This window comes from Corynebacterium gottingense, from assembly GCF_007559235.1.
Classification (GTDB): Bacteria; Actinomycetota; Actinomycetes; order Mycobacteriales; family Mycobacteriaceae; genus Corynebacterium; species Corynebacterium gottingense.
The window spans coordinates 101176-118416 of sequence record NZ_VMHH01000004.1 but is presented as its reverse complement, the minus strand read 5'-3'; the positions used below and the strand labels follow the sequence as shown (position 1 = coordinate 118416).

At 64.2% G+C, this 17241-nt stretch carries 19 protein-coding genes; 9 read left to right on the top strand and 10 right to left on the bottom strand.

Going from position 1 to position 17241, the window contains the following annotated elements; translation table 11 throughout:
• From FPH17_RS06665 to FPH17_RS06655, 3 genes are read left to right on the top strand one after another with little or no spacing between them, the layout of a single operon-like run.
• Entirely contained in the window at positions 1-813 is an 813-nt protein-coding gene (locus tag FPH17_RS06665; RefSeq protein ID WP_244288074.1) for an ABC transporter permease, read from the top strand.
• Positions 810-2252 carry an ATP-binding cassette domain-containing protein gene (locus tag FPH17_RS06660; RefSeq protein ID WP_154879319.1) on the top strand — a complete coding sequence of 481 codons (1443 nt, stop codon included), beginning with the start codon at positions 810-812 and terminating at the stop codon, positions 2250-2252. The genes FPH17_RS06665 and FPH17_RS06660 overlap by 4 nt, the downstream gene beginning before the upstream one ends.
• Complete coding sequence (locus tag FPH17_RS06655; protein ID WP_154879317.1) at positions 2249-3214, top strand: ribokinase; 966 nt, start codon at positions 2249-2251, stop codon at positions 3212-3214. The genes FPH17_RS06660 and FPH17_RS06655 overlap by 4 nt, the downstream gene beginning before the upstream one ends.
• Here FPH17_RS06655 and FPH17_RS11900 read toward each other — a convergent pair.
• Together FPH17_RS11900 and FPH17_RS06650 are read right to left on the bottom strand one after the other, a co-directional pair.
• The gene (locus tag FPH17_RS11900; protein WP_165765481.1) at positions 3211-3348 is read right to left on the bottom strand and encodes a hypothetical protein; all 138 of its coding nucleotides are present in this window, start codon (positions 3346-3348) and stop codon (positions 3211-3213) included. The genes FPH17_RS06655 and FPH17_RS11900 overlap by 4 nt on opposite strands.
• 46 nt (positions 3349-3394) lie before the next feature.
• On the bottom strand, positions 3395-4603 hold the full coding sequence (locus tag FPH17_RS06650; RefSeq protein WP_238397105.1) for an alpha/beta fold hydrolase: 1209 nt from the start codon (positions 4601-4603) through the stop codon (positions 3395-3397).
• On the opposite strand from FPH17_RS06650, the gene FPH17_RS06645 reads away from it, so the two are divergent.
• The 3 genes from FPH17_RS06645 (at position 4602) to FPH17_RS06635 (ending at position 6959) form a co-directional block, all read left to right on the top strand.
• Positions 4602-5348, top strand: coding sequence for a CPBP family intramembrane glutamic endopeptidase (locus FPH17_RS06645; RefSeq protein ID WP_154879313.1), 747 nt, complete (start codon positions 4602-4604; stop codon positions 5346-5348). The two genes, FPH17_RS06650 and FPH17_RS06645, sit on opposite strands and share 2 nt — an antisense overlap.
• Before the next feature lie 100 nt (positions 5349-5448).
• Positions 5449-6171, top strand: coding sequence for an aldose epimerase family protein (locus FPH17_RS06640; protein ID WP_154879311.1), 723 nt, complete (start codon positions 5449-5451; stop codon positions 6169-6171).
• A complete protein-coding gene (locus FPH17_RS06635) occupies positions 6168-6959 on the top strand; it encodes a CPBP family intramembrane glutamic endopeptidase (protein WP_154879309.1) in 792 nt (263 codons plus the stop codon). The genes FPH17_RS06640 and FPH17_RS06635 overlap by 4 nt, the downstream gene beginning before the upstream one ends.
• Here FPH17_RS06635 and lepA read toward each other — a convergent pair.
• Complete coding sequence (gene lepA / locus FPH17_RS06630) at positions 6943-8799, bottom strand: translation elongation factor 4 (protein WP_095546509.1); 1857 nt, start codon at positions 8797-8799, stop codon at positions 6943-6945. The two genes, FPH17_RS06635 and lepA, sit on opposite strands and share 17 nt — an antisense overlap.
• Positions 8800-8899: 100 nt before the next feature.
• Between lepA and FPH17_RS11895 the strand changes: the two genes are divergently transcribed.
• The 3 genes from FPH17_RS11895 to FPH17_RS06615 all read left to right on the top strand — a co-directional run bounded on the left by FPH17_RS11895 (position 8900) and on the right by FPH17_RS06615 (position 11274).
• Positions 8900-9511, top strand: a complete 612-nt coding sequence (locus tag FPH17_RS11895) for a type II toxin-antitoxin system PemK/MazF family toxin (RefSeq protein WP_244288073.1) — start codon at positions 8900-8902, stop codon at positions 9509-9511.
• A 222-nt stretch (positions 9512-9733) separates the two neighbouring features.
• The gene (gene rpsT / locus FPH17_RS06620; protein ID WP_095275464.1) at positions 9734-9997 is read left to right on the top strand and encodes a 30S ribosomal protein S20; all 264 of its coding nucleotides are present in this window, start codon (positions 9734-9736) and stop codon (positions 9995-9997) included.
• 191 nt (positions 9998-10188) lie between these two features.
• Entirely contained in the window at positions 10189-11274 is a 1086-nt protein-coding gene (locus tag FPH17_RS06615; protein WP_238397106.1) for a CE1 family esterase, read from the top strand.
• 47 nt (positions 11275-11321) lie between these two features.
• Here FPH17_RS06615 and FPH17_RS06610 read toward each other — a convergent pair whose 3' ends face one another.
• The 7 genes from FPH17_RS06610 to FPH17_RS06580 all read right to left on the bottom strand — a co-directional run bounded on the left by FPH17_RS06610 (position 11322) and on the right by FPH17_RS06580 (position 17223).
• Positions 11322-11972 carry a LysE family translocator gene (locus FPH17_RS06610; protein WP_095275462.1) on the bottom strand — a complete coding sequence of 217 codons (651 nt, stop codon included), beginning with the start codon at positions 11970-11972 and terminating at the stop codon, positions 11322-11324.
• The gene (locus tag FPH17_RS06605) at positions 11969-12385 is read right to left on the bottom strand and encodes an ankyrin repeat domain-containing protein (RefSeq protein WP_095535413.1); all 417 of its coding nucleotides are present in this window, start codon (positions 12383-12385) and stop codon (positions 11969-11971) included. Before FPH17_RS06605 ends, FPH17_RS06610 begins: the two co-directional genes overlap by 4 nt.
• A gap of 12 nt (positions 12386-12397) precedes the next feature.
• The gene (gene holA / locus FPH17_RS06600) at positions 12398-13333 is read right to left on the bottom strand and encodes a DNA polymerase III subunit delta (RefSeq protein ID WP_095275460.1); all 936 of its coding nucleotides are present in this window, start codon (positions 13331-13333) and stop codon (positions 12398-12400) included.
• A gap of 1 nt (position 13334) precedes the next feature.
• Positions 13335-14990 (bottom strand): ComEC/Rec2 family competence protein, encoded by a 1656-nt coding sequence (locus FPH17_RS06595; protein WP_154879305.1) that lies wholly within the window; start codon positions 14988-14990, stop codon positions 13335-13337.
• 2 nt (positions 14991-14992) lie between these two features.
• Positions 14993-15667 carry a ComEA family DNA-binding protein gene (locus FPH17_RS06590; RefSeq protein WP_095537337.1) on the bottom strand — a complete coding sequence of 225 codons (675 nt, stop codon included), beginning with the start codon at positions 15665-15667 and terminating at the stop codon, positions 14993-14995.
• 114 nt (positions 15668-15781) lie between these two features.
• Positions 15782-16585 carry a DegV family protein gene (locus FPH17_RS06585; RefSeq protein ID WP_154879303.1) on the bottom strand — a complete coding sequence of 268 codons (804 nt, stop codon included), beginning with the start codon at positions 16583-16585 and terminating at the stop codon, positions 15782-15784.
• On the bottom strand, positions 16582-17223 hold the full coding sequence (locus tag FPH17_RS06580) for a histidine phosphatase family protein (protein WP_095537339.1): 642 nt from the start codon (positions 17221-17223) through the stop codon (positions 16582-16584). The genes FPH17_RS06585 and FPH17_RS06580 overlap by 4 nt, the downstream gene beginning before the upstream one ends.
• Between the last annotated feature and the right edge of the window lie 18 nt (positions 17224-17241).

The window sequence follows — 17241 nt, the reverse complement described above, 5'->3', positions numbered from 1 at the left end:
GTGACAACGCGTAGACGCTTCGGAGCGGCGCGCACCTTCGGGCTCGTGCTCGTCGCAGTGGCAGTGCTCGCCGCGCTGCTCTCCCTGGTATGGACTCCGTACGACCCGCTGCACGCCGACCCTGCTGCTCGCCTGGTCGGCCCCAGCTGGCAGCACTGGATGGGGACCGACGAGCTCGGCCGCGACATTCTGTCTCGCATCATGGACGGCGCACGCCTCACGCTTGCGGTCTCGCTTGCCGCCGTCGCCGGTTCCGCCCTGGTCGGTGTGCCACTGGGCGTCCTCGCCGGCATGCGGGGCGCGGCAGGTCGTGGCGGCGGCGTGGTCATGGCGGGCGCGGACCTGCTGCTGGCGTTCCCCGCGCTGCTGCTGGCCATCGTCTTTACCGCCGTGTTCGGTGCGTCGATGTGGGTGGTCATCCTCGCTGTCGGCATTGCCGGCGTGCCCGGATTCATCCGCGTCGCCAGGGTCGGCACCATGCAGATCATGCACCAGGATTACGTGCTCGCCGCACGCATCTCTGGCGCCACTGGGTGGCGCATCGCGCTACGGCACGTCCTCCCCAACATCGCACCCATTATTACGGTGCAGGTGTCAGTCGCGTTCGCGCTCGCAATCCTCGCGGAGGCGGGGCTCTCCTTCCTCGGCCTGGGTACCCCGGCGCCGTACGCGTCGTGGGGGCGCATGCTGCAGGCGTCGCAGCCGTTCTTGGCCACGTCCCCGCACCTAGCGCTGTGGCCCGGGTTGGCTATCTCGCTGACCGTGCTCGGGTTTAACCTGCTCGGCACCGGAACCGAACGGAGGGCACAATGATTTCGGCGAACAACACCGCAGACGGCTCGTCGGCACCGTTCATCACCGTCGACGGGCTGACCATCCCAGGCGTCCTCGACCACGTCAGCTTTACCCTCGAACGCGGCGAGCGGGTCGGCATCATTGGTGAATCCGGCTCGGGCAAGTCGCTCACCGCCTTGTCCATCATGGGGCTCGCCGACCAGCCCGGACTTCCGCCGGCCTCAGGCTCGGTCACCGTCGACGGCATCGAGATGGTGGGGACCCGCGACAGGACCCGCCGAAAGGTACGCGGGCAACGCGTCGCCATGGTGTTCCAAGAACCGATGACGGCGCTGGATCCCCTGACCAGGATTGGGCGGCTCGTCCCCCGCGACCTGTTGCGCCAGGTCGGCGTGGATCGAACGGACGCGTACCCACACCAGTTGTCGGGCGGGCAGCGCCAGCGTGTCCTCATTGCGCTCGCCCTCTCGCAGGACCCCGACGTGCTCATCTGCGACGAGCCGACCACCGCGCTCGATGCAACGACGCAAACGGAGGTCCTCGACCTCATCGACTCGCTCGTCACCGAGCGAGGCATGGGGCTGCTGTTCATCTCCCACGACCTCGCGGTCGTGCACCATATGACTGACCGCACCCTTGTCTTCCACCGCGGGCGCATCGAGGAATCCGACGGGGAGTACGCCCGGTCCCTCGCACGCGCCGCGCAGCCGGGCCCGCCCGCGGCAGATCCGCATACGCACGACCGTGAGCTGCGCCAACCCGTGGTCGAGCTTGCCGACGTCACACTGACCCGCGGGGCAACGCGGGCACTCGACCGTGTCAGCCTCACCGTGCGTGAGGGCGACCGCGTGGCCATCGTCGGCGGGTCCGGCTCCGGCAAGACCACGCTCCTGCACGTCATCGCGGGGCTTTTGGCCCCGGATTCCGGTGAGGTGAGTGTTTCCAAGCGATTGCACATGGTGTTCCAGGACCCGTACTCGTCGCTGGACCCCCGCATGCGCGTGCGCGATTCCATCCGCGAGGCCGGCGTCGACGCCGAGCGCGCCGACGCGATGCTTGACGCCGTCGAGCTCGGTGGGACGGGATCGCGGCTGCCGAGCGAGTTTTCCGGCGGGCAGCGCCAGCGCATCTCGATCGCCCGCGCCGCAGCGCCGCGCCCCGGGCTCTTGCTTGCCGACGAGCCCGTCTCCGCCCTCGACGCATCCGTGCAGCACCAGGTGCTCGACCTGCTTCGCTCCACCGTCGGCGACGGCACGCTTATCTTTGTCACCCACGACTTACAGGTTGCCCGCGAGCTGTGCCCACGGCTGGCGGTCATGCACCGCGGGCGCATCGTCGAGCACGGAGCGACCGAAAAAATCTGGGCCGACCCGCAGCACGAGTACACCCACCAGCTCCTCGACGCAATCATCCCCTACGAGACCCCGACCGATCTTCCGTACGATGAGGACCTATGAGCCAACACAGCGCACCCCGTCCCGCCGCAACGAGCAACACAGCGAACACCACAGCCACAGCCGACATTGTTGTCGTCGGCTCCGTCAACGCTGACCTGACCGTGAACGTGCCGCGGCACCCCGAGCCCGGAGAGACGCTGCTGGGCAGTGGCGGTGGCATCACCGCCGGTGGCAAGGGCGCGAACCAGGCGTGCGCGGCAGCCAAGCTTGGCGGGCGCGTGGCGCTCGTCGGCGCCGTCGGACGCGACGCGAACGCCACGCCAGCAACCGCGCTCATGCGCGAAGCTGGAGTGAACCTCGACCACCTCGAGGACGTCGACGACGTCACCGGGCTCGCCGTGATTACCGTCGCCGCCGACGGCGAAAACACCGTCCTGGTCATCCCCGGCGCAAACGCTTTGGTCGACGCAACGTTCGTGCGCGCGCACCGTGCCCCCATCGAACAGGCGCCGCTGGTCTTGTTGCAGGGCGAAATTCCGGCGGACGGGTTCGCCGAGGCCGTCAAGCTGGCTCACGGGCGGGTGGTGATTAACCTTGCGCCCGTTGTCGACGTACCGCGCGACGCGCTGCTCACGGCCGATCCGCTGCTCGCCAACGAACACGAGGCCGGCCTGATCCTGGCGCAGCTTGGCCTCGACGGCTCGGGAACCCCGCCCGAACTGGCGCAGCGCTTGCTCGACGCGGGGGTTGCGTCGGTCGTCCTCACGCTTGGTGCGGCGGGCGCGCTCGTCGCCGATGCTGACGGCCTGCGCGACATCGCGAGCCCGCGCGTGACGGCGGTAGATACTGTCGGTGCCGGGGACTCGTTCGCTGGCGCCCTGTGCTTCCGGCTCGTCGTCGGCGACTCGCTGGATGACGCGGCCGCCTACGCGGCGCGCGTCGGCGCGTTTTCGGTCCAGCGCCCAGGCGCCCAGCCGTCGTACCCAAACTCCGGTGACGAGCTGCCGGGGGCTGCGCGCTAGTCGCGGATGCGGGGCACCAGAGACCAACTCAGCAGGTGCTCCTCAACTCGCTCAAACACGGCCGTGAGGTCCTCAAATTCGTGCGCCTCGGCGGGACTCAACTGCACTTGCTCGCGGGGAACCGGTCGTTGCATGCCCCGATCATAGCCCGCGCGCAACCGCGCGTGCACCCCACACGCACTACCGCTGCGCAGCCATCTCCAGCAGCCGCCCAATGACCTCCGTCCCGTGTCGCCGAAGGCCGTCGTGTTGGTACGTTGCGGTCTCCCACACGCTCACACCCAGCGCGTCCGCGGTGGCCAGCGACAGCTCGCGGGGTACGAAGATGTCATCGGTGTAGACGGCTGCAACGCGCTTGCCGCCCGCAGCCTCGTGCGCCGCCGCGCCGGCGATGACGCCCGCGTACTGGTTACCCCAATCCGTTTTCTCCGCGAGTGCGTGCGCCGCGTCCTTGAACGGGCGCAACGCGGGGTCCTCGTCAAACTGGAAGGGGAAGATGTGTTCGCCGGTGAGGTAGAACTCCTCGTCGTCTGGCGAGGCGTCGGGACCGAACCCCGCGATGGTGCGCGAGACCCGCTCGGCAGACCAGTTCGTCGCCCCCGGCACGGTGCCGCCGTAGATGGATTCGTGGATAGCGGCATAGAGCGGGTTGGGGGCAAAGCTGACGCGTTGCCCTACGCTTGCGAGGAAGTCGGTGCGCAGGCGTCCGTTGGGGTGGAAGGGTGACTCGAGGAGGCTCGCGAGCGTCGCAAAGCCGCCCTCGCGCCCAAGCTCAATGCCGACGGTGCGGAAACGGCGCGGGGTGAGCCGCTCCCCTGTCGGCAGGCACTCCTCGGCGGCCTCAAGGTGACGGCACACCTCGCGCATCGTGCGCTCCGCCTCCGGGTGGCTGCGGTTGAACGCGCGGTGGCGGGCGCGCAGCTTCGCAAACGTCGCCTCGTACACCGCGTCGGGCCCCTCGCTTATCGACGCCAACCCGCCCGTAAACATCGCCACCCCGATATGTTCCGGCGCGACCGACAGGTAGTGCAGCAAACAGAACCCGCCAAAGGACTGCCCCAGTACGTCCCAGCGCTCGATGCCGAGCTTTTCGCGGACCGCCTCCGTATCCTTGATGATGTCGGGCGCGCGCAGCTGCGCCAACGTATCGGCGTTGATGAGCTCGGGCGTGGCGGCGTCGACGCGCGTCGACCGGCCGGTGCCGCGTTGGTCCAGCAGCACGACTCGGTAACCGCGGCGCAGCGCCTCTTCAATCCACGCGAATCGCTCGCGCGGCGCGGGCGAGCCCGGCCCTCCCTGCAAAAACAGCAACGCGGGGGCGCCGGTGTCTCCCAACACGCGAGCGAAGACGGACCATTGGCCTCGGGTGACCTCTACAGTTGACTCCATGCCTGCGATCGTAGACACTCCCCGCATGATCCCCGCCTTCCACCGCCTAGCGCGCCGCGACCGCATCCGCCCGTACCGCTGGTGGCGTCCGCTTCTTGAGATCGCAGTCGCCGCTGCACTGTTCGTCGCACTCCAGGCAGTGTGGGTGGTCGCGTTCATTCTCATCAACGGCAAAGAGAGTATCGGTCGTATTGCGGACGGCACCCCCACATCGATGCTGGTTGGCTTCGGCGCGCTCGCGATGACGGTCCCGGCCGCGTTCGTAGCGGCGTGGTCCTCAGGGCGCGACGTGCGCGCGCTCTGGTCGGTCGAGCGACGGTTCCGGTGGCGCTACTTCCTGCCCGCGCTCGCGGTCTTTGCCGCGCCAGGCCTGCTCACGCTCGTTGCCGACATCGCCATATACGGCGCGCCCCCTGCCCCGTTGGACCCAACTTTCTTCTGGAGCGTCGCCATCGTGCTCAGCCTGGTGCCGCTGCAGTGTCTCGCAGAAGAGCTGCTCTTTCGCGGAGTGGTTGTGCAAAACTTCGGCGCGTGGATGCGCTCGCCGTGGCTCGCATACCTACTGGCCCTGCCGATCTTCGTCGTCGGGCACACCGCGGGCGGCGGCGGCATGGTCACCATTGTGGTCTTCGCGCTCATTGCCTCGCTGCTGGTCCACCGCTCGGGCGGGATCGAGCTTTCGGTGGCGCTGCACATTGTCAATAACGTCACTGTCTCGTACGCAAGGTTTTTCCGGTCTTATTGATCTGGAATCGGCGCGCGTCCTGCTGCCCGTTGTCGGCCAACTTGGCGCGTTTGCCCTCGCACTCATCGCGCTGCCGATCATTGGCAGTAAGGTTGCCCCCATGCCAACCACCGATGCCCACCTGCGAACCCTCCCCCACCCCACCGGCGACCTCCTGTTCAACTCGTCCGCCGGGCCCGAGCACGGCGGCGTGCCCGTGGTGGCGCCGTGGTTTGCGCAAACGCTGGGCCCGCAGATGCACGGGTGGGCGCGCACCCTGCCGTGGGTCATCACCGAGGAGACTGGCGAGACCACCACTGCGGAACTCAGCAACGATCGCCTCCGCCTGATCTACACCGTTCGTCGCGGCCCCGAGCCCGCGTTCACGCTGCGTGCGGTCAATGAGGACGAGGAGTCTCGCCGTATTCAGCTCGCACTCCACCCTTACTGGGCCGTCGACACCGCGCGCGCACGCGTCACAGGTCTCGCCGACCAGCCCTACTTTGACAAGGTCGCGGGTGAAGCGCGCAGGATTGACGGCGATCTCGCATTTGGCCGGGAGGTCGACAGCGTCGTTCGCACCACCAACGACTGCATGCTTATCGACGACCACCGCGCCCTCACCTTCCGCACCCACGGCACCGACCACGTCGTGGTGTGGAACCCAGGCCCTGAGGAATGCGCCGCCGCCGACGGGCTGCACGCGGACGACTGGACCCGCTTCGTCTGCGTCGAACCCGCGCTCCTGGGCGAAAACCGCGAAGGTGTTGAGCTCGCCCCGGGTGCGTCTGCAGAACTCTCGCTGACAGTCACTGCGACTGCTGGCGGCAGCGTGCGCGCATGACGGTACCGCTCCATCGCAGCGCCGACGCGCGCCCCGGGCGCAGTACGTGGGTTCGCGCAGCGGAGCTCGCGCTGCTCGCGGCGTTTGCCACCGCCTTCGGCGTCGCCGCCGCGCTCGCCATCCAGTTGTGCAGCTCGCGCGGGATCTTGCTCGACGACCCCGCGCAGCGAGCACTCTTTGAGCCGCTGCTGATTCTCGCAGCGACGCTGCCGGCGGCGCCCCTCGCCGCCGCGTGCACCGGACGCCACCCCGCGTCACTGGTGTCAACTACGCGGCGCATCAGGTGGCCCGTAGCGGGGCGTGCCCTCGCCCTCGCGGTTGGTCTCTACGCTGCGGCCACGGCAGGCGCCGTCGTGTGGGCACGCGTCAGCGGGGAGCCCGCCCCGGTGAGCGAAACGTGCTCGGTTGCGATGGTGTGTGCGCTGTGCGCCGTGATCACGCTGCAATCGGCAGCAGAAGAGCTCGTGTTCCGCGCCGCGCTCCCCCAGATCATTGGCTCGGGCGCGTTCGGGCGCTGGTGCGCACACCCCGCTATCGCTTACGGCATGCCCGCGCTCGCGTTCGTTGCGCTGCACACGGGCGGGACCGGCACGATTGTCGACGTCGCCGTGTTTGCCGCCTGCGCGGCGTGGCTGACCTGGCGCACCGACGGAATCGAGGCCGCGTGGGCTTTGCACCTGGTAGGAAACGTGTGGGTGATGGGGGCGTCGATAAGCTCCGGCCCCCTGGGCACGGTAGCGACGATGGCGTCCGCGGCGCTGATTGCCGCGTTTACCCCTCGTCGGTAGACAGGGCCGCGACGAATGCCTCCTGTGGCACCGTCACGGACCCGATCGCCTTCATGCGCTTCTTACCTGCCTTCTGCTTCTCCAGCAGCTTGCGCTTACGCGAGATGTCGCCGCCGTAGCACTTCGACAGGACGTCCTTGCGCATCGCGCGAATGTTTTCGCGGGCGATGATCTTCGAACCAATCGCCGCCTGCACCGGCACTTCGAACTGCTGGCGTGGGATGAGCTCCTTGAGCTTCTTCGTCATCTTGTTGCCATACCACTGGGCGGAATCGCGGTGCACGATCGCGGAGAACGCATCCACGGGATCGCCCTGCAGGAGGATGTCTACCTTCACCAGGTCCGACTCCTGCCAACCTGCCTCCTCGTAGTTGAGCGAGGCGTAGCCCTTGGTGCGCGACTTGAGCATGTCGAAGAAGTCGAAAATAATCTCGCCGAGCGGGATGATGTAGCGCAGCTCCACGCGGTCCTCGGACAGGTACTCCATGTTCTTCATCTGACCGCGCTTGGACTGGCACAGCTCCATCGTGGAGCCGACAAACTCCTGCGGCACGATGATCGTCATGTTGACCACCGGCTCGAAGACCTGCTGCAACTTGCCACCCGGCCAATCCGACGGATTGTGCACGAGGTGCTCAGTGCCGTCCTCGGCGATCACGCGGTAGGTGACCGACGGTGCCGTGGAAATCAAGTCCAGGTCAAACTCGCGCTCGAGGCGGTCGCGGGTGATCTCCATGTGCAGGAGGCCGAGGAATCCACAGCGGAAGCCGAAGCCCAGCGCCACCGACGTTTCGGGCTCCCAAGTCAAGGAGGCGTCGTTGAGCTGGAGCTTCTCCAGGCTCTCACGCAATGTTGGGAAATCCTCCTGGCTGACCGGGAACAGGCCCGAGTAGACCATCGGCTTGACGTCTTCGAAGCCCTCCAGCGCTTCGGTGGCACCCTTCTGCGCCCAGGTCACCGTGTCGCCCACGCGCGTCTCGCGCACATCTTTCACACCGGTGATCAGGTAGCCGACCTCGCCCGGGCCCAGCCCCTTCGTCTTCTTCATGGTTGGAGAGACGACGCCGATCTCGAGGATCTCCAGCGTGGTGCCGGTATTCATCATTTGCACCTTTTGGTTCGGCTCGAGCCTGCCGTCCATCATTCGCACGTACGTAACCACGCCGCGGTAGGTGTCGTAGACCGAATCGAAAATCAAGGCGCGCGCAGGCGCATCCGGACCGTGTTCCGACGTCGGCGGCGGAACGAGCTCGACAACCTTGTCCAGCAGCTCCGCCACGCCTTCGCCGGTCTTCCCGGAGACGCGCAGCACGTCCTCCGGCTCGCAACCGATAATGTTGGCAATCTCCCCAGCGTACTTATCCGGGTCCGCGGCGGGCAGATCGATTTTATTCAGCACGGGGATGATTTCCAGGTCATTCTCCATGGCCATGTACAGATTGGCCAAGGTTTGGGCCTCGATCCCCTGCGCGGCGTCGACAAGCAAGATCGCACCCTCACATGCGTCGAGGGAACGCGAAACCTCATAGGAAAAGTCCACGTGGCCAGGGGTATCGATCATCTGTAGCACCGTGTCCTGGCCGGCGTACTCACCGGTCGTCGGCGTCCAGGGAAGACGCACATTCTGCGCCTTGATCGTGATGCCACGCTCGCGCTCAATATCCATGTTGTCCAGGTACTGGTCGCGCATCTCGCGCGCAGCCACCACGTTTGACAACTGCAAAATCCGGTCAGCGAGCGTAGATTTGCCGTGGTCAATGTGGGCGATAATGCAGAAGTTTCGGATCCGCTCGGGCGAAGTAAACGTCTCTTCCGCAAAATTTTTCGTAGTGGCAGCCATAGTTTCACCATCCTACCGGGCACAACCCACGCGAAACCACTTGTCCCGCCCGCTGCGAGCGCCTAGAGTGTCCAGCAACACGGACGGAAGGTTCAGCAGCGTGGAATCACACGGAGACCCCACCCCTCAGGGCGACAAGCCGCGCCTGGTCAAAAGGCCCAGAAGCTTTCAACCGCTGAACAAGATCAAGGCGACAACGTCCAAGCTGATCAGGCGCAACCGCGGGAGCAAAGACGAGCACCGCGTAGGTTCGCTGGACCAGGGGCTCGCGTTACTCAACGAGCGCCTGGGGACCCGCAACCCGGCGCACGAGCCCCGCACCGCCACCTACGTCACGGTGAAGCCGACGGCGCACCTGCCGCGCAACATTTACTACGCACCCGATATGGACGGCAACGCCGAACCCGGCGAGGTTGTCTGGGTCACCGTCCCCTCACACCCGCCACGGCAACGCTCGATGCTGGTCGTCGGCCGCGAACGCGGCGAAGTTCTCGGCTTGCTCATCTCCTCCGAAGCCGAGCACGCCAGCGACGAACGCTGGCTGGGCATCGGTGCCGGCGAATGGAACGCCTCTGGAAAGCCCTGTTGGGTGCGCCTGGACAAGACAATGATTGTGCCGGAAAGTGACCTACACCGTTCCGGCACCATCATCCCGCAGCGCCGATTCGAGCGTGTAGCAAACCGCCTGCGCGACAGGTTCGACTGGGAGTAGCGCACGTTTTGGGGTTTCTCCTGCTGAACTGCTAGGTTTGAGTGGTTGTTTCAGCCCGGGGCATTTCGGGGCTTGCTTGACGACGCGGTCAGGACCTTGGGTCCGCGTAGACCAACGCACGGCGCACGCCGACGAGGGTCGCTACAGCCAGGCAGTTTCTTCCCCGCTTCCGGGAGATCGACACGAACCGATCCGTTTTTACGAAAGACCAAGAGGTACATCATGGCAAACATCAAGCAGCAGAAGAAGCGCGTTCTCACCAACGAGAAGCGTCGTCTGCGCAACAAGTCCATCCGTTCCGCCACTCGCACCGAGATCCGCAAGTTCCGCGAGGCTGTCGAGTCCGGCGACAAGGCTGCCGCAGAGGCTCAGCTCCGCGTGGCTTCCCGCAAGCTTGACAAGGCTGTGACCAAGGGCGTCTACCACCGCAACAGCGCGGCGAACAAGAAGTCCAACATGGCTACCGCCCTGAACAAGATGGCGTAACTGACGCTGAGCGTCGTCGCTCCCGCCCCGGCCGCGAGGTCGGCGTGGGAGCTTTTTCATATTCGCCCACGGGAGACGCAATACTTGCTCCCAGGTTGGATTACGATTGCCGGGTGATCATTTCCCAATCGTCCAATCCCCGAGCGCCGCGCCTGCCACGATCGTGGCGACGAACGATGAGTGCGGCCGCATTGACCACTGCACTCGCCCTCAGCACCGCGGTTGCATTCAGCGAGGAGGACGGCTTCCCTGCCGTCGCCTCTGCGGATACCCCTGCGGAGAGCCGCCCGCAGGACGCCTCGGTCGGCGTCCTGCCTGCCACGAATGCGTCGCTCGCAGAAGAGCTTCTCAAGAGCCGGCCACGCGGCCTGAACGGAGCTTTCCCTCAGCTTCCCGGGGTAGATCCGGTGGTGGCGCAGCGCATTGGCGTCCTCATCGCACTCATCGCGGTACTGGGCGTTGCGCTTCCGATTGTGGGCACCGAGGGGTCGTCGAAGAACGCTGCTCCCGACGGTGACTATGAAGGCGGAGGGTCGCTCCGACGTCGCACCGTGCAGGCAGGCGGTAGAACCCGCGAGTTCAACGTCGTACTGCCCGCCCACTATCACCAAGGCGATGCCTACCCGGTCATCATCGCCTTTGGCGGTTGGCAGCATTCTGCTGAGCGCTCGCGTGAATACATGCGACTGGAATCGGTCGCTCGTGACGCAATCATTATCTATGCGCAAGGAATCAACAATGCTTGGAGCGGCGCACCATACGCTGACACGACTGTGGACAACGACATCGACTTCGTCCGTGCCGCGATCGACGATGTTGCGACCAACTTCGGTGGCGAGCGGGACCACGTTGCTGCGATCGGGCTATCCAACGGCGGTGGCATGGCTGCCGCGTTGGCGTGCCACGCACCAGAATTGGTCAAAGCAGTTGCTTCGGCTGCCGGTGCGTACTACGACCCGACCGTGAGCAACTGCACGTCCGGCGACGTGGCGACGCTCCTGCTGCACGGGACGAACGACGACGTCGTGGGGTATTTCGGCGGAACCCGACACGGCGCGCACTTTCAACCCGTCGACCGTGTGTTTGCTACGTTTGGCCGGAAGAACGGTTGCTCGACGCAGCTCATTGAAACCCCCGGAGCGTTTTCCACCAGTTTTGAGCCCACGAGTTGTCTCACGCCCACTCGGCTTGAGCGCGTCGACGGTGGCGGCCACACGTGGTTTACCAACCCAGACGCGACGACGGAGTCCGTCAATTTCGTCCTCAACGAGCTCTAACGCGGCGCCAAAGCGGTGCTGCGGGGACTATGCCGCAGCCTTGCACGTTACTGCCCCAATGCGAGTGCGCCGCGTAGAAAGAGCACAACACCGACGACGAAAAAGAAGCAGCCAGCGCCGATGTCGATGAAGGGGCCTGCCCCTAGCATCCGGCGCCGGACGCGATCTGTAGAAATGACCTGGGTATACGCCGCAAACAACGCGAATGAGCTCAGCCACAGCGCCAAGATAACGACAACCGCCGTCAGCGCCGAAGGGTGCGCTGGCAGTAGCGGGGCGATCATCGCTGAGAGGCCGAGAACAATTTTCGGGTTCGCCAGGTTCGTGGTCAGCCCTCGAATGTAGCTGGCCCGTGGCGTGCCGAGTCGGCGTGCAGCCTCAACCGTATTTGGAGGAGGCTTCCTCCTCTCTGCCCAACCGCTACGTACGTTGCCGATCCCCATCCATGCCAAGAAAGCGCCGCCCAATACCTGCACGGCCTCGAGCGCCCACGGAAATGCGTTGAGGAGCGCAGTCGCACCGATCACTGTCAACGTGCACCACAACAGCACCCCAGTTTGGGTCCCCAGGGTCGTGGCCCACGCATGGGTGCGCGACCGAGTCCCTGTCCGCGTAACCAGAATAATGTCCGGCCCCGGTGATGCCGCACCGAGCAAGTTCAGGCCGACGATGACAGCCAGGTCCCCGAACCCGATCATGCGGTCGGTCCCAGCAGATCTTCGCGGCCAAACATACGCGCAGTTTCCCGCGCTGAAGGCTGCCCTGCCTCTGGGCTCGCGTCGGCAGCAAGCAGCACGCTCACCATGTCCTCGTCGCCTTTAAACACCGCACCGGCGAGGATGCTCTGGCCGCGGGAGTTGAGGCGTTCAACATCTGCGCCACGGCCGAGCAACCCACGGACCACATCAACATGCCCTGAATAGGCGGCGAGCATGAGCAAGCTATTGCCGTCCTGATTGGACAGATTCACATCCACTCCGGCGTCAACGTAATCCAAGAGCGATACGTCGCCGGAACGTGCCAAGTTGAACATCTTGGTGGCAAATTCCCGCACTTCCTCGGGAATTTTCTCGTCTTGGTGGGCAGGATTGCTCGTGCGCTCAATGGTCATACCGAAAAACTATCACGCGAGCTGCGCGAGGCGGCGGACAGCGTTCTCCACCGCAAACTCGGGAATACCGCCATTGCCTTTCACCTCTGCGTCCAGGTCTGCCACGATGATCACGGCCTGCGACACTGCCTCAGAAGACCACCGTCGTGCGAGCTGCATGGTCTTCTTCACCCCATACGGTGGCATACCGACGACCCTGGCAAGCTGATTTGGGTCCCCACGCTCCCCTTGCAACTTTGCGAGGTCGCCGACCTTATACGCCAACGCCGCTGCAATAGCTACAGGGTCCGTGCCCAATTGCAACGCCCGGCGCGTCGACGCCAGCGCTTTGTCCGCACGGCCCTGCAGCGCGAGTTCCGCAATATCGAACCCGGCTACTTCTGCAACGCCCGTGTAATACTGACGGACTGCTTCGACCGTGACTTCGCCGTTTGTGTCCGCCACGAGCTGACTGACAGCGGACGCCAGCTCCCGCAAGTCAGATCCCACAGATTCAAGCAGCGCGGCGACGACGTCCTGATGCGGGCGAACGCCGTGACGACGAAACTCGGACGTAACCCATGCGGGTCGGTCTCGAGGGCCAACCGGATTTGCAGGATGTACTTCAGCGATTTTCTGAAATTTCTTCACCATCGCTTTTTGGCGCCCACCGCCGGTGTGCTCGATGATGAGCGTCATGCCCGGGGCAGGATCCATGCACGCGTTCAGGAGCACCTGAGTGGGCTCTTTTCCCGCTATTTCTGCTTTTTTCACCACCACGACACGTTCTTCGGCGAAGAGGGATGGGCTTGTTGCCATCGCGATTTCGCCTTCGGTGACGTCGCCTGCACGCAGCGTGGAGACCTCCGCAGCAGGGCCAATCTGGTCGATGATCTCGTTGGTGATGCGCTCCGCAAGAAACGCCTCTTCACCGAGTACGAGGTGCACGGGGTTGAGCATGTCCACCATCTTAGGGGCCGGAACCGCGAAGCTCCTGCGTGCCATCGGCGTAGAGTCGCCCCGGACCATCACGGTTGGGAAACAGCACCGGGATACCAGATGCCGTTTGCACGGGCCGCGAGTGTGGCCGCCCGGATTCAAGCACCACCACAACCTGGGTTCCTGCCGGAATTGGTTCGACGTCTTCCTTGCTCTCTACGACGTGTGCAGTAAGCTGCCTCGGATCAAGCGTGCGACCATGCCCGGAAAAGGGGGCCTGCATCACGAGGATCAACGACACAATTGTGGCTAACGTCAGTCTCGGGCGTCCCGCGACCAGCCCCGCGACGATCCATCCGTAGGCGACGAGTACGGCCGCTGGCGTGGCGTCGATAAGCGCAAAAGGCATCTCCGATCCCCATGTTGCGACCTTGTGGACCCACCACGCGAACGGTTCCATTGCGCGCAGGAGCACCACCTCGAGGCCTCCTGGCAGCAACGCGAGAACCACCGCGATCAAGCCGAGGACCGTGATGAGGGGAACCACTGGGGCGACGAGGACATTCGCAGCCACCGAGACAAGCGATACCTGTCCCGACATCAGCGCAATGATTGGTATCGTCGCAAGGTCAGCAGCAATTGCTACAGCCAGCGCTCGAACCACAATGTCCGGCCACCCGGTAACTGCAAGGGCGCGGTAAAGCAGTGGGTTGAGCGCGACAATCCCGGCAGTAGCCGCGACGGACAGCGCAAAACCGAAATGCACCGCCAGGTCTGGGTCGATAAAAATCAAGACGATCACAGACAAACACAACGCGTGTATGGGCTCGACTCTTGACGACGCCACCACCGCCACGACACCGACCAGTCCGGTCACAGACGCACGCAGCACGCTCGGATCCGGACCAATCAGCGCGGCAAAGAGCGACAGTGCTATCGCCGCGGCGATGAGGCGCCCCCGCAATCCAAGGCCTAGAAGCGATGCGACGACGATCGCAAACGTTGTCACAATCGCCACGTTCGCACCGGACACCGCGGACAAATGGCTCAGCCCCGTGTCAATGTATGCCTGTTGCTCCGCCTCGGTTTGATATTGCGTATCCCCAAGTACCATTCCCGGGATGAGGCCTCCCGCAGCATCCCCGACGTTTGCCTGCACAGATTGTCCAAATGTCGCACGGACATGGTGCGCAAACGCGGCAAAACCGCGCGGCGCAGCAACAGTGTCCACTTCGCCGTTTACTGTCACCGTCCCGATCCCAGGAAACGTGGACTCCCGTACCTGGCCAGATACCGCTACGCTTGCGCCTGAAACGACGGAGTCATCCAGCTCCGGTGCGAAGACTGGAATCTTCGCTGGGTAGCCATCAAGGCTCACGTTTGTAAGGAACCCGCCCGAGCTCAACGGCTTAGGCTGGCCAAGCACCGTAGCGGGGAATTCTGCACTGCGACCAACCTCGTGGCTCAGTGCAAAGGATGTTGCAATACGGATACGCAGAGACGTACAAATAAGGGATGCAGCGCCAAGTCCGGCGACCAAGATCGCCTGCCCCTTTTGCCGCGCACAGAAAAACACCAATGCTGTCGCCACTACAAAGAAGCCTGCGGGGAGCAGGCCGATGAGCAGGCAGCAGATGGTTGCTCCCCACACGACGAGGGCTGCCGGAGCGAGTCGGAGTTCCTGCATAGCTACAGCGTGATCTGGTCTTTGAGGGCGTCAAATTTGGCTGGGCCGATCCCCTTGACGTCCATGAGGTCCTCCAGCTTGGCAAACGGGCCGTTTGACTCCCGGTGGGCAACAATCGCCGCCGCTGTGGCGTCACCAACACCTGAAAGACTGGTCAGCTCTTCTGCTGTAGCGAAGTTGAGTGAAACGAGCCCACCTGCGCCACCCGCCGGAGGCGCACCGCCCGACTGGGCACCGCCAGCTCCGAGCTCGTGAGGAACCGGCGGCGCGCCTTTGCTTGGCACAAGGATCTGTTGGCCGTCGACGAGCAACTGCGCTTGGTTGAGCTGGTAGATGTCCGCGTCACCGGTTGGCCGTGCCACGTTAACGGCATCCGCGATTCGGGCTCCGTCTTGCAGCGTGACAAGCCCCTGGTTTTCCACTTGCCCGATCACGGAAACCACGATTTGGCCACTGGATTCTGCTTCAGTTGCAGTCGATTCCCACTGGGGAACAGACTCGCTGTGAGAGGGTGGGCGGGTGATGGCCCACCCACCGACCGCCAGAAATACGAGCACCACCGCGCTGATGGCATATTTTGGAGCCACCTGGATGCGGGGCGGCGGATATTTTACGTTGAGGAGATCCTCTTCCCCCGTCGGACGAGTGAGTTCTTTAATTCTTGCTAAAGATTCCATATCGCGATAATACGCAATATTCGAATCAATCGGAAGAGGAAACGCACTATTCGATCAACATCGCAAGTAAGTGAATCTGGCCCGTGGGGCACCGACGAAGATCACGCAGGCGAATTACGCCGCAGGCCGTCCCTGCGAAGAGAAGACGACCGAAAGTCCAATAGCCCCACTACCGGTGTGAACTGCGAGCACATCCACCAGAGGCGCGACAAGTACGCGTGACCCGTTTGGCAGCACCTCTCTGAGTGTTTCCGCCAAATGCTCAGCAGCGTCCTCGCATTCGGCGTGTTGGACCGCAGCAAACACAGGGAGGTCCTCAGCGCGCTCCATCACAAGTTCTGCCAGCTTGGCAAACGCCTTCGTCTGCGTCCTCGTCTTCCCCGCCAGCTCGAATTTTCCCTCGTGCAACCGAAGAATGGGCTTCGTTGCCAACAGTGCTGCAGACAGCACCGCCGTGCCAGTTGAAAGCCGCCCGCTCTTACGAAGGTCATCAAGCTGGCTCAAGTACAACCACGTTTCGGAGCGCTCGATCGTGGCCCGTGCCATCTCCTCGCATTCGTCCAAATCAGCTCCCTCACGTGCAATCGTTGCCGCCGCCATCGCTGCGGCTCCAACTGCCATACCGGCAGCGTTTGTGTCCACCACTCGCACGTTTCCAGGAAAGACTCCCGCCGCCTGGACAGCCGCGGACCACGTTGAAGAAAACGATTTCGACAGATGCAAGGCGACGACGCCGTCGTCGCCTCCACGCTCGAGTTGGCGGCCGTAGCACGCAGCAAGCTCGATAGCGGTGAGTCCGCTTGTCGACGCCCCCTCGTCCCCGTCCAGCACGTGGAGGTCAACCACGGCAATATCCAACTCTCGCAGGAGCTCCTCCGAGAGTCCCGCTGCAGAATCAACGACTACGCGCACCGTCATGGCACGACCAGCCCTTGGTTCCAGGCTTCGAGGTACCACTGCATTCCGGCATCGGGCTCACTATAGGCAGGCATCGCGTACAGGCGCGCTGTATTTGTATTGCCTAGGCTCTTAAATAATGGGAATTGTGACACGTCAAGTCCCAGCAGGTTCGCTGTCAGCGCCGAGATCGTCCCTCCGTGCGCAACCAGAAGCACCGCGGAGTCATCCCACGCGTCGTATTCTGCAAGCAGCTCCTCAACAACCGGACGCGCGCGCTGCGCAACTTCGACGCGGCTTTCCCCTTCTGGTGGTGCCCACGCGGCATCGTTGCGCCAGCGAGCCCGCGCACCTGGGTGGGCCGCATCGACTTCTGCGTGCGACTTGCCCTGCCACTCGCCGAGGTGGGTCTCTCGGAGCCGAGCATCAGTCGACACGGGAAGCCCCAGCCGATCCGCGATGATCTGCGCAGTATTTGCCGCACGCTGGAGATCGGAAGCAACAATCTTTGACACTCCGAGCTTGGCCACCAATTCCGCAGCCGACCGCGCCTGCGCCAAACCGGTCTCCGAAAGCGGGGAGTCTAGGTGTCCCTGCATCCTGTTGGTCGCGTTATATGTAGTTTGCCCGTGCCGCAGCAGAATTAGCCGGCGCTGCATCGGCGCTCCTTTGCTCGT

Excerpts from the sequence above, each read along its gene's own strand:
- FPH17_RS06590 (WP_095537337.1), bottom strand. The coding sequence starts at position 15,667 with ATGGAATCTTTAGCAAGAATTAAAGAACTCACTCGTCCGACGGGGGAA.
- rpsT (WP_095275464.1), top strand. The coding sequence starts at position 9,734 with ATGGCAAACATCAAGCAGCAGAAGAAGCGCGTTCTCACCAACGAGAAG.
- FPH17_RS06580 (WP_095537339.1), bottom strand. The coding sequence starts at position 17,223 with ATGCAGCGCCGGCTAATTCTGCTGCGGCACGGGCAAACTACATATAAC.
- FPH17_RS06610 (WP_095275462.1), bottom strand. The coding sequence starts at position 11,972 with ATGATCGGGTTCGGGGACCTGGCTGTCATCGTCGGCCTGAACTTGCTC.
- holA (WP_095275460.1), bottom strand. The coding sequence starts at position 13,333 with ATGGTGGACATGCTCAACCCCGTGCACCTCGTACTCGGTGAAGAGGCG.
- FPH17_RS06605 (WP_095535413.1), bottom strand. The coding sequence starts at position 12,385 with ATGACCATTGAGCGCACGAGCAATCCTGCCCACCAAGACGAGAAAATT.
- FPH17_RS11900 (WP_165765481.1), bottom strand. The coding sequence starts at position 3,348 with ATGCAACGACCGGTTCCCCGCGAGCAAGTGCAGTTGAGTCCCGCCGAG.
- FPH17_RS06595 (WP_154879305.1), bottom strand. The coding sequence starts at position 14,990 with ATGCAGGAACTCCGACTCGCTCCGGCAGCCCTCGTCGTGTGGGGAGCA.
- FPH17_RS06585 (WP_154879303.1), bottom strand. The coding sequence starts at position 16,585 with ATGACGGTGCGCGTAGTCGTTGATTCTGCAGCGGGACTCTCGGAGGAG.
- FPH17_RS06660 (WP_154879319.1), top strand. The coding sequence starts at position 810 with ATGATTTCGGCGAACAACACCGCAGACGGCTCGTCGGCACCGTTCATC.
- FPH17_RS06655 (WP_154879317.1), top strand. The coding sequence starts at position 2,249 with ATGAGCCAACACAGCGCACCCCGTCCCGCCGCAACGAGCAACACAGCG.
- lepA (WP_095546509.1), bottom strand. The coding sequence starts at position 8,799 with ATGGCTGCCACTACGAAAAATTTTGCGGAAGAGACGTTTACTTCGCCC.
- FPH17_RS06645 (WP_154879313.1), top strand. The coding sequence starts at position 4,602 with ATGCCTGCGATCGTAGACACTCCCCGCATGATCCCCGCCTTCCACCGC.
- FPH17_RS06635 (WP_154879309.1), top strand. The coding sequence starts at position 6,168 with ATGACGGTACCGCTCCATCGCAGCGCCGACGCGCGCCCCGGGCGCAGT.
- FPH17_RS06650 (WP_238397105.1), bottom strand. The coding sequence starts at position 4,603 with ATGGAGTCAACTGTAGAGGTCACCCGAGGCCAATGGTCCGTCTTCGCT.
- FPH17_RS06640 (WP_154879311.1), top strand. The coding sequence starts at position 5,449 with ATGCCAACCACCGATGCCCACCTGCGAACCCTCCCCCACCCCACCGGC.